The sequence below is a fragment of the Actinomadura bangladeshensis genome (assembly GCF_004348335.1).
GTDB classification, from domain to species: Bacteria; Actinomycetota; Actinomycetes; order Streptosporangiales; family Streptosporangiaceae; genus Spirillospora; species Spirillospora bangladeshensis.
This window is the reverse complement of the sequence record NZ_SMJW01000263.1, coordinates 1-10,565: the sequence shown is the minus strand read 5'-3', so window position 1 is coordinate 10,565 and position 10,565 is coordinate 1. Positions and strand designations below refer to the sequence as shown.

Sequence of the window (10,565 nt, the reverse complement as noted above, 5' to 3'; positions counted from 1 at the left end):
GCGGGCTGCCCGCCCGGCGGGTGGACGAGGTGATCGAGCTGGCCGGGCTGGCGAGCGCGGCGCGGCGGCGGGCGGGCGGGTTCTCGCTCGGCATGCGGCAGCGGCTCGGGATCGCGGCGGCGCTGCTCGGGGACCCGCCGGTGCTGATGTTCGACGAGCCGGTCAACGGCCTGGACCCCGAGGGCATCACCTGGATCCGGGGCCTGCTGCGCTCGCTGGCCGCCGAGGGCCGGGCGGTGCTGGTGTCCAGCCACCTGATGAGCGAACTGGAGGGCGGCGCCGACCACCTGGTGGTGATCGGGCGGGGCCGGCTGATCGCCGACACCAGCGTCGCCGACCTCCTGGACGCCGCGTCCGGCGGGCGGGTCGAGCTGCGCACCGCCGAGCGGCAGGAGGCCATGACGGTGCTGGCCCGCGCGGGCGCCACGGCCACCGCGACCGGGCCGGACGCGGTGACGGTCGCGGGCCTTCCGTCCGAGCGGATCATCGCGCTGCTGACCGGCGCCGGGGTGGCGTTCAGCGGGATCTCCGCGCACCGGGCGACGCTGGAGGAGGCCTACATGGAGCTGACCAGGGACGCGGTGGAGTTCCAGGCCGTGACCGGGCAGGGGGCCCGGTGACCGCCCCCGCTCCCCCCGCGGGGACGCCGTACCGCAGCGGACTCCGGGCGGAGGCGCGGGACGGGTTCGGACGGCTGCTGCTGGCCGAGTGGACCAAGCTGCGCACCGTCCCCCGCTGGATGCTGGCGCTGCTCGCGTCGGTCCTGCTCACGGTGCTGGTGGCGCTGCTGTCGGCGGCGGGCACCGACTCCACGGGCTCGGGCGGGCAGGCCGCGCCGCCGCGGCTCCCGGCCGTGTTCGATCTCGGGCACTACACCTACCGGCCCCTCGCGGGCGACGGCTCGATCGTCGCCAGGGTCGCCTCCCAGGACGGCGGCGGCGCGTGGGCGAAGGCCGGGCTGATGATCCGGGGCGGCACGCAGCACGGCACCCCCTACGCGGCGCTGATGGTGACGCCGGGCCACGGCGTGCGGCTGCAGACCGGCTACGAGAGCGGCGGGCAGGGCGGCGGGACGGCGGCCCCGCCGCGCTGGCTGAAGCTGACCCGCACCGGCACGACCGTGACCGGCTACCACTCCCCCGACGGCCGGGCCTGGCACCGCGTCGGGTCGGTCCGCCTGGACGGGCTGCCGGAGCGGGCCCTGGCGGGCATGTTCGCGGCCGCGCCCGACCAGGTGCAGGTGCGGCGGCAGTTCGGCGGCGAGAGCATCTCAGGCAGCCCCGGCACCACCCGCGCGACCTTCGACCACGTGTCGGTCTCCCCGGCGGCGCCGGGCGCGTCCTGGCGCGACCGGGGAACGCCGGGCGGCCCGGCCTCCGACCCGGACGCCGACGGCCGCACCGAGTCCGGCGGAACGTTCACCCTGAAGGGCACGGGCGACATCGGCCCCGACAGGTTCGCCGACGACGTCACCCGGACCACGCTGACCGGCGCGCTGATCGGCCAGGCGGCCATCGTCGCGCTCGCGGTGCTGTTCGTGACGGCCGAGTTCCGCCGCGGGATGCTGCGCACGACCTTCGCGGCGTCCCCGCGCCGCGGCCGCGTCCTGGCGGCCAAGGCGGCCGTGGTGGGGCTGGCGTCGCTGGCGGCCGGGCTCGCGGCGGCGTTCGGCGCGGTACTGCTGGCCGGGCCGGTGCTCCGCTCGCACGGCATGTCGCCGCCGCCGCTGTCGGACGGCGCGGTGCTGCGCGCGGTCCTCGGCACGGGCGCGCTGCTCGGCGTCGTCGCGGTGTTCTCCCTGGCCGTCGCGGTGATCGTACGGCGCAGCGCGCCCGCGATCACGATCGTGCTGCTGCTCCTGCTCGTCCCGCAGATCGTCGCGACCGGGCTGCCGCTGTCGGCGGCGCGGTGGCTGGAGCGCCTCACCCCGGCCGCCGGGTTCGCGGTCCAGCAGACCGTCACGCGGTTCGACCAGGCCATCGCCCCGTGGGCCGGGTTCGGGGTCCTGTGCGCCTACACGGCGGCCGCGCTGGCCCTGGCGGCCCGGCTGATCCGGAAGAGGGACGCGTGAACGCCCTGCACGCCGAGTGGACGAAGCTGCGGACGCTGCCGAGCACCTGGTGGGTCCTGGCAGCCCTGGCGGGCCTCACGGCCGCCGTGGGCGCCGCCGTGACCGGTTCCGTCGACACCGCCCACTGCACGACCCCCGCCGGCTGCATGGAGGACACGCCGAAGCTGGCGCTGTCGGGCGTCCAGATCGGCCAGGTCGCCGCCGTCGTGCTCGGCGTGCTGGCGGTCGGCGGCGAGTACGCCACCGGGACGATCGCGGCGACGCTGGCCGCCGTCCCCCGCCGGGCCGCGGTGCTGGCCGCCAAGGCCGCCGTCGTCGCGGGGGCCGTCGCCGCCGCCGGGACGGCCGGGGTGCTGGCGTCGCTGGCGGCCGGGCGGGGCCTGCTGCCCGCGGGCGGGTTCACGGCCGCGCACGGCTACCCGCCGCTGTCCCCGCTGGACGGCCCGACGGCGCGCGCCGCGGCCGGCACAGTCCTGTACCTGGTGCTGGTGGCGCTGCTGGCGCTCGGGGTGGGGACGGCGCTGCGGGAGCAGGCGGCGGCGATCACGGCGGTGCTGGCGCTGCTGTGGATCGTCCCGGCGGTCACCCGGCTGGCGGCGAACCCGGCCTGGCAGGACCGGCTGGAGAAGGTCGCGCCGATGCCGGCGGGCCTGGCCGTGCAGGCGACGCGGAACCTGGACCTGCTGCCGATCGGGCCGTGGCAGGGCCTCGGCGTCCTCGCCGGGTACGCGGCGGCGGCGCTGCTGGCGGGCGGTGCCCTGCTCGCCGCGCGGGACGCCTAGCCGCCCGGTCGCGCTCCCCTCAGGCGCGCGACGCCGTGTCGTCGTCCTCGCGGATGACCTCGCCGCGGACCACCGGTCCCGGCGGGGTCTCCACGCGCTCGGGGCCGGAGTTCCGGCCGAACGGGTCGAACCCGGCGCCGGGGCCGGGCGGGAACCCGGGCGGGAACACGGTCGCGGCCCGCTCCTCGGCGGCCCGCAGCCGCCGCGCGGCGAACGCCGACAGCGCCCGCCGGACGAGGGGCCGGGTGAACGGCAGCACGAACACCAGCCCGACCGCGTCGGTGACGAAGCCGGGGAACAGCAGCAGCATCCCGCCGGCCATCACCAGCGCGGCGTCGCCGAGTTCGCGGTCCTGCAGGACGCCGGTGCGGACGGTGTCGTGGAGCGCGCCGAACGCGCGGCGGCCCTCCCGCCGGACGAGCCACGCCCCGAGCACGGTCTCGGCGGCCAGCAGCCCGATCACCGGCCAGGCGCCGATCGCCCCGCCGACCAGGATCAGCACGAAGATCTCCAGGGCGGGCACGAGCAGGAACGCCAGCAGGATCAGCAGCGGCAGCATGGCTCCATTTTCGGGGTCGTCACAAAAGCTCTCCCCCGTACAACGCCGGGACGGGCCCGTTCGTTTCCCCGCGGGCCCGGTGTCCCTCAGCGGGGCGGGCGGATCTTGCCGACGCGGTCGGCCATGCCCCACTGGGTGATGCGCAGCGCCGCCTCGGCCATCACGTCCCGGCTCATCTTGCTGGTGCCGTGCTCGCGCTCGACGAAGGTGATCGGCACCTCCACCACCCGCAGGCCCTGCCGCAGCGCGCGCAGCGCCAGGTCGATCTGGAAGCAGTAGCCGCGCGAGTCGACCTCCTCCAGCCCGATCTTCGCCAGCGTCGCGGCGCGGAACGCCCGGTACCCGGCGGTGGCGTCGTGCAGGGGGATGCCGAGCATCAGCCGGGCGTAGGTGTTGGCGCCGCGCGACAGCGCCTCGCGCCGCTTGGGCCAGTTGCGGACCTTGCCGCCGGGCACCCAGCGGGCACCGATGACCAGGTCGGCGTCCTCCAGCGCGGCCAGCAGCCGCGGCAGCTCCTCCGGCTGGTGGGAGCCGTCGGCGTCCATCTCGACCATGACGTCGTAGCCGTGCTCGGCCGCCCACCGGAACCCGGCGATGTAGGCGGGGCCGAGCCCGTCCTTGCCCTCGCGGTGCAGGACCTTGAGCTGGTCGTCCTTGGCGGCCATCGCGTCGGCGAGGTCGCCGGTGCCGTCGGGGCTGGCGTCGTCGACCACCAGGACGTCCACCGACGGGACGGCCTTGCGCACCCGGGCGGTGATGCGCTCGATGTTGTCCCGCTCGTTGTAGGTCGGGATGATCACGAGCACCCGGCCGAGGTCGGCTGGGATCTCCATCGGCGTCAATTCCCCTCGTTCTTCCTGGCTGTCCGTGCCCCCGCGAGGACCGCGCCGAGCGCGAGCGCCGCGAGCGCCCACTCCGGCGCCTCCCCGAGGCGGTCCGACAGCGTCCGCGCGGTGCGCGCCGGGACGGTCCGGACCTGGACGTCGGGGACGAACTCGCGGGACTCCGCGAGCATCCGGCCGTCCGGCGCGACGATGGCGCTGATCCCGCTGGTCGCCGCAACCAAGATCGTACGACCATGCTCGACCGCGCGCAGCCGCGACATCGCGATCTGCTGCGGGGGCAGGCTGGTGCGGCCGTAGGTGGCGTTGTTAGTCTGCACGACCAGTACGTCCCCGCGCGCCACGTCGCGGACCTCCTTGTCGTAGGCCACCTCGAAGCAGATCACGTCGCCGACGTCCACCGGCCCGAGCCGCATCACGCCCGAGCGGGTGCCCTTGGCGAAGTCGCGCGGGATCCGCTCGAACCGGGTGATCAGCTTGGTCAGGACGTCGCGGAACGGCAGGTACTCCCCGAACGGCACCGGGTGCCGCTTGACGTAGTAGTCGCCGGGGCCCGACTTCGGGTCCCAGACGATGCCGCGGTTCTCGACCTTCTCCCCGTCGGGTGTGTCGGTGAGGGCCCCGACCAGGACGGGGACGCCGACGTCCTTCACGGCGCCGTCGATGGCGTTGTAGGCGTCCGGCTCCTCGTAGGGGTCCAGGTCGCTGGCGTTCTCCGGCCACACCACCAGCTCGGGCCGGGCGACCTTGCCGGCGCGGACCTGCGCGGCCAGTTCGTGGGTGGCCTTGACGTGGTTGTTCAGGACGGCCTTGCGCTGGCCGAGGAAGTCCAGGCCGAGGCGCGGCACGTTGCCCTGGACCACCGCGACCGTGACGGGCCGGCCGGCGGCCGGGGTGGGGATCAGCAGCCCGCCGCCGGTGACGGCGGCGATCAGCGCGAGGGCGCCCGCGGCCGGCAGGAGCAGGCGGCGCGGGCCGGGGGCCTCGTCGCGGCCGGGCTCGGACGCGGGGGCCCGGCGGCGGGCGCGGCGGGCACGGTGGGCCGCGACGGCGGCGTAGGCGAGCAGCCCGCCGAGCAGCGCGGTCAGGAACGTCACCAGCGGCGCGCCGCCGTAGGACGCGTACGGGGTCAGCGGCGTGGCGGTCTGGCTGAACGCCAGCCGCGCCCACGGGAACCCGCCGAAGGGGACGCGGCCGCGGACCGCCTCCTCGGCGACCCAGAGCGCGGCCGTCCAGACCGGCCAGCCGGGCAGGCGGGAGACGACAGCGATCCCGGCGCCCATCGGCAGGAAGTAGGCGGCCTGGACGAGGCTGAGGATGATCCAGCCGTCCGGGCCGATCCGGGAGATGCCCTCCAGGACGGGGATGAAGAACGCGGCGCCGGCGACGAACGCCAGCCAGGCGCCGGTGCGGGGCCGCTGCCCGCGCAGCGCGAGCGTCAGCAGCGCGACGCCGGCGGGGGCGAGGAAGGTGAGGTCGATCGGCGGGAAGGCGAGCCACATGGTGAGCCCGGCGGCCGCGGCCAGCAGGGTGCGGGGCCAGCCCGCGCGGCCGCCGCGGCGCAGGCCGGCGCCGAGCCGGCCCGGCCGGCCGCTCGGTTCCCCGCCGCCGGGTGCGCCGTCCGGGCCCGCGCCGGGGCTCCGGGCCGGCGACCGGTCCGGGAGGGTCTCCTGGGCCACGTCCCCACCTCGTTCGCTCGTTCCCTCCCCGGAACGCTACCGGGCGCGGGCGCCCGCGGCGACCACGGCCCGTGCGCGCGGCCCGCGCGGTGGGCGGCGCGGGGCGGCGCGGGGCGGCGCGGGCGCGCGGACACGGAAGAGGGCCCGCGACATCCGTCGGGCCGGAGTCGTCTCACAGGCGGTGAGAGCGAGGCTCCGTTTTCTACTGGATGTCCGGGCCCTTCCCGGGTCCAACCCCCCGCGCGATCGGGCGGCTCCGTCCGGGTCCGCTCCCGGCGCACCGCACTGGTTGAGGCGGGCACGTTGCCGACCACTCGCGTGATCCCCGTCCCCGTCGTGCTGCGGTGACCGGCGGCGCCTCGGGCGGCCGATCGGTGAGTCCCGTGCTGGACTGCAGCAAAACTACCGGCTCACGGCCCGGTGTCAACCGCGCCATGTTCTGCGGTGACACCGTGTCAGCGCAGGTCAACGCCATGATCACCGACCGGGGAAATCGGCCCGGAAGATCGGCGATCATGGCGTGGCGGCGGCGTGGCGGCTTCGGCGACCGCGCGGTCAGCCGCCCGGCGCGGCGACGACCACCGTGCCGGTCGCGGTGACCGCGACGATCGGCTCGGCGAGCACCTCGGCGGCCGACGCCCCCTTGTCGGGCCGGCCCCGGCACACCACGCGGGCCTCGAACGCCATCGCGCGGCTGCGGGTGCCGGCGCGGAGCAGGACGGCGGTGGTCTCCAGCACGTCCCCGGCCTTGACGGGCGCGCGGAACTGGACGTCGGTGTAGGAGGCGAACAGTCCCTCGTCGCCGTCGGTGCGGATGCACAGCTCGGTCGCCGCGTCCCCGAACAGCCCGAGGACGTAGGCGCCGTCCACCAGGTCGCCCGCGTAGTGGGCGTGGGAGTAGGGGATGTAGCGGCGGTGGGTGACGGCCGTCCCGTCGCGCGGATCACTCATCGTCGGTCTCTCCCTCGGTGCGGGGGTGCGGGCGGTCGGGCAGCAGGGCGTGGACGAGGTAGCTCGCGACCTCGGCGGGCGTGGTGCCCTTGCCGAAGATCCGGTCGACGCCGAGGTCGGCCTCGGTGACGGTGTCGAACCGGGGGCCGCCGACCACCAGCAGCGGGCGGCCCACCCCGCCGGCGACGGCGGTCGGGTACTCGGCGTGGAACGCGGCGGCCATCTGCTTGGTGTTGTGCAGGTGGGCGTTGCGCTGGGTGACGACCTGGGAGACCAGGACGGCGTCGGCGTTCTCGGCCTTGGCGCGCTCCACCAGCTCCTCGACGGTGACCTGGGCGCCCATGTTCACGACCTGGATCTCCCGGTAGTACTCCAGGCCCTTCTCCCCCGCGAACCCCTTGACGTTCAGGATCGCGTCGATGCCGACGGTGTGCGCGTCGGTGCCGATGCAGGCGCCGACGACGACCAGCCGCCGGTTCAGCCCCTCGCGGATCGCCAGGTTGACCTCCTGCGAGGTCAGCAGCGGGTACGCGCGCTCCTCCGGGACCGGGATGGACGCGTAGTCGATCAGGTGCCGCACCTTGCCGTACACGATGAAGAAGGTGAAGTCGGGCCCCATGGGCTTGGCGTGCACGACGCTGGCCGGGTCCAGGCCCATCTTCCCCGCGAGCTGCAGGGCGGCGGCGTCGGCGCGCTTGCCGGCGGGGACGGGCAGCGTGAACGACATCTGCACCATGCCGTCGCCGGTCGTGTCGCCGTAGGGGCGGATGACCTGCCGGGTGTCGGCGGGTTCGGCCGGGGTCCCCGGCGGGGTCTGCGTGCCGGTTCCGGCGCTCTCGACCGTCATGCGGGCACCTCCTGCTCGGCGTCGGCGTGGGCGGCGTGCGGGTCCTCGGTGTCGAGGATCTCGATCGCGGGGTTGACGTAGCCGTCGGCGCGCGGGACGACGCCGTCCAGGCCCTTGCCGCCGTCGGGCGGGCGGCGGGTGACGCCGAACGTGCCCCCGGCGATCGCCTCGAGCAGCCCGTCGTCGGCGATGCGGCCCAGCAGGTCGACCGACTCCGACAGGACCTGCTTGGCGCGCTGGACGAGCATCCCGTCCGGGCGGGGCATGAAGTCCTCGGCGAGGTTCCCGCACGCGTCGCGGACGTAGCGGACGTTCTCCAGCGCCAGGTCGCGGTCCGACAGCCACGGGGTGTGGATGCCCTCGGTCATCATCCCGATCAGGATGATCGACTGGCCGGTCATCACGCCGGCGAGGTTGAAGAAGGCGTCCAGCAGGTAGCCGGCGAAGATGTTGCCGGTCATGTGCTTGGTCGGCGGCATGTACTTCAGCGGCGCGCCGGGGAACAGTTCCCGGACGAGCTGGGCGTGCGCGAGCTCCAGCCGGAACGACTCGGGGATCGCCGGGTTGATCTCGAAGGCGTGCCCGAGGCCGAGCTGGGCGTCGGTGAGGCCCGCCTCCTGCCCGAACCGCTCGTTGAGCAGCTGGCTGACGATCACGGTGTGCGCGGCGTCGACCGCGTCGGCGGTGGTGAGGTAGTTGTCCTCGCCGGTGTTGATGACGATGCCGGCGCGGGCGTGGATCTGCCGGGAGAAGCGCTGGTCGATGAACGTCCGGCGCGGGTTGATGTCGCGGAAGATGATCCCGTACATGCAGTCGTTCAGCATCATGTCCAGGCGCTCCAGCCCGGCGAGCGTCGCGATCTCCGGCATGCACAGGCCGGAGGCGTAGTTGGTCAGCCGCACGTAGCGGCCGAGTTCGCGGGAGACGTCGTCCAGCGCGGCGCGCATCAGCCGGAAGTTCTCGCGGGTGGCGTAGGTGCCGGCGTAGCCCTCGCGGGTGGCGCCCTCGGGGACGAAGTCCAGCAGGGACTGGCCGGTGGAGCGGATCACCGCGACGACGTCGGCGCCCTCGCGGGCGGCGGCCTGCGCCTGCGGGATGTCCTCGTAGATGTCGCCGGTCGCGACGATCAGGTACACCAGCGGGCGCGGCGGGTCGGCCGTGTCGGGGGTCGGCAGCTCGGCCATCAGCCGGTCGCGCTCGGCGCGGCGCCGGTCGATGCGGGCCATGCCGCCGCGCGCGGCCTCGCCCGCGGCCTTGCGGGCGTGGTCGGCGTCGGTGCCGGACGGGAGCCGGAACGACACCCGGCCGCGGGCGGCGGCCTGGGCGAGGTCGCCGAGGGTGGCGTGCGGGCCGGTCAGCAGCGCGTCCCAGACCGGGAGCGCGACGCCGTGCTCGAGGCCGACCTGGGCGCGGACGGCGTCGGCGAGGTGGTTGGCCCAGGGGCGCCCCTCGTCGTCGGCGCCGGTGAGGCCCGCCAGGCGCAGCAGCGCCCGCTCAACCGAGACGGTCGTGTGGGAGCGGGCCATGCCGATGATCGGCTCGGCGGCCCGGGCGGCGAGCCGCCGGGCGGTGCGCACCACCTCCGGGTCGAGGTCCAGCTTTCCCTGCGGCGCCATTGCCGTCTCCCCTCACGCAGCCGCCCCTCTCAGGCCGGGTCCGAACAATCATCCTTCACGCCGGGTTCTCTACGGGAGATCTTCCGGCATGGACACCGTATTTCACAAGAACTAGCACCAGAACTCGCCGGACTCTCTTCCCCGCACCGATCACCTTCCCTGGCCGGGCGGTCATGTCACCCGCAGGTGACGGTCATCGCGAAACCCACCAGTAGCAACGTTCCGTGAAAATACACTCACCCCACGTGATGACGGACCGGAGCCGGGAGGGGCATGATCGTTTACTGTGCGGCCGCGGCCTGCGCGATCGGGGTGGTACTGCTGGCGAGCCGGCTCGTCCGGCGCTGGAAGGGCGTGGACGACCCCGACCCCGACGGCCCCACCACCGCGCACACCGGGGCGATGCTGTCGGCGCTGTTCCTGCTGGCGTTCGCCATCGCCATCGTCGTGCCGTGGACCACCGCCGACGCCGCGCGCTCCAACACCTACGCCGAGAGCCAGGCGGTCTCCGAGGCGTACTGGGCCGCGAGCCGGCTCCCGCCACCGGACGCGCGGCACGTCCAGGCGGAGCTGAGCCGCTACGTCGCGCTCGTCCGCGGCCCCGAGTGGCGGCTCATGCGGCACGGCCGCCTCAGCACCGCCGGCCAGCGCGACCTCGACGACCTGCGCCGCTACGTGATCGCCGTCACGACCGGCACCGACGAGCGCAAGGACGCCCGCACCGCCGTGCTCGACCACCTCGGCGAGATCTCCACCGCCCGCAACCAGCGCGCCGCGGACGCCCGCACGACCCCGCCCGCCGGGCTGCTGGCCGTGACCGTCCTCACCGGCATCGCCGTCCTGCTGCTGCCGTTCCTGTCGGGCGCCCGCCCGCGCGGCGCGACGCTCGTGCCGCTGTCGATCATGGCGGCGCTGCTGGCCGCCGGGACCTACCTGACCATCGACATCTCGCACGTGTTCAGCGGCGCCCTCGCGGTCGGCCCGGAGGCGTTCACCCGCCTGCAGGCGCAACTGCAGAGCATCGGGGCGGGCGGCTGACCATGCACCCGCTCGCGTTCCGCGCCGCCGCGCTGCCGGCCGTGCTGCCCGCCGCGGTCGCGGGCGCGCTCGCCTTCCCGGCGTGCGCGCTCGCCGACCCGACCCCGCACCCCGTGATCAGCGTGTGCGTCGACATCGAGATCGGCCCCGGCGCCGGGCAGGGCGGCTCCCCCTGCGAAC

Annotated in this window: 10 protein-coding genes; 4 read left to right on the top strand and 6 right to left on the bottom strand. The window is 75.2% G+C overall.

Annotation, left to right across the window (positions count from 1 at the left end; genetic code table 11):
• The 3 genes from E1284_RS33605 to E1284_RS33595 form a co-directional block, all read left to right on the top strand.
• Positions 1 to 620, top strand: a 620-nt coding sequence (locus E1284_RS33605) for an AAA family ATPase (RefSeq protein WP_131944191.1), incomplete at its 5' end; no start/stop codon positions are given.
• Complete coding sequence (locus tag E1284_RS33600; protein ID WP_131944190.1) at positions 617 to 2,071, top strand: DUF1349 domain-containing protein; 1,455 nt, start codon at positions 617 to 619, stop codon at positions 2,069 to 2,071. The genes E1284_RS33605 and E1284_RS33600, both read left to right, overlap by 4 nt.
• Positions 2,068 to 2,853 carry an ABC transporter permease subunit gene (locus tag E1284_RS33595; protein WP_131944189.1) on the top strand — a complete coding sequence of 262 codons (786 nt, stop codon included), beginning with the start codon at positions 2,068 to 2,070 and terminating at the stop codon, positions 2,851 to 2,853. Before E1284_RS33600 ends, E1284_RS33595 begins: the two co-directional genes overlap by 4 nt.
• A 19-nt stretch (positions 2,854 to 2,872) precedes the next feature.
• Here E1284_RS33595 and E1284_RS33590 read toward each other — a convergent pair whose 3' ends face one another.
• The 6 genes from E1284_RS33590 to kamD all read right to left on the bottom strand — a co-directional run bounded on the left by E1284_RS33590 (position 2,873) and on the right by kamD (position 9,347).
• The gene (locus E1284_RS33590; protein WP_131944188.1) at positions 2,873 to 3,412 is read right to left on the bottom strand and encodes an FxsA family protein; all 540 of its coding nucleotides are present in this window, start codon (positions 3,410 to 3,412) and stop codon (positions 2,873 to 2,875) included.
• 86 nt (positions 3,413 to 3,498) lie between these two features.
• Positions 3,499 to 4,245 carry a polyprenol monophosphomannose synthase gene (locus tag E1284_RS33585; RefSeq protein WP_131944187.1) on the bottom strand — a complete coding sequence of 249 codons (747 nt, stop codon included), beginning with the start codon at positions 4,243 to 4,245 and terminating at the stop codon, positions 3,499 to 3,501.
• Between the two features lie 5 nt (positions 4,246 to 4,250).
• Positions 4,251 to 5,933: an apolipoprotein N-acyltransferase gene (gene lnt / locus E1284_RS33580; RefSeq protein WP_243714907.1), complete on the bottom strand. Its 1,683-nt coding sequence runs from the start codon at positions 5,931 to 5,933 to the stop codon at positions 4,251 to 4,253.
• A 555-nt stretch (positions 5,934 to 6,488) separates the two neighbouring features.
• Complete coding sequence (gene kal, locus E1284_RS33575) at positions 6,489 to 6,884, bottom strand: 3-aminobutyryl-CoA ammonia lyase (RefSeq protein WP_131944186.1); 396 nt, start codon at positions 6,882 to 6,884, stop codon at positions 6,489 to 6,491.
• Positions 6,877 to 7,731: a lysine 5,6-aminomutase subunit beta gene (gene kamE / locus E1284_RS33570; protein ID WP_131944185.1), complete on the bottom strand. Its 855-nt coding sequence runs from the start codon at positions 7,729 to 7,731 to the stop codon at positions 6,877 to 6,879. Before kamE ends, kal begins: the two co-directional genes overlap by 8 nt.
• On the bottom strand, positions 7,728 to 9,347 hold the full coding sequence (gene kamD / locus E1284_RS33565) for a lysine 5,6-aminomutase subunit alpha (RefSeq protein ID WP_131944184.1): 1,620 nt from the start codon (positions 9,345 to 9,347) through the stop codon (positions 7,728 to 7,730). Before kamD ends, kamE begins: the two co-directional genes overlap by 4 nt.
• Before the next feature lie 273 nt (positions 9,348 to 9,620).
• On the opposite strand from kamD, the gene E1284_RS33560 reads away from it, so the two are divergent.
• Complete coding sequence (locus E1284_RS33560; protein WP_131944183.1) at positions 9,621 to 10,385, top strand: bestrophin-like domain; 765 nt, start codon at positions 9,621 to 9,623, stop codon at positions 10,383 to 10,385.
• The last annotated feature ends 180 nt before the right edge of the window (positions 10,386 to 10,565 follow it).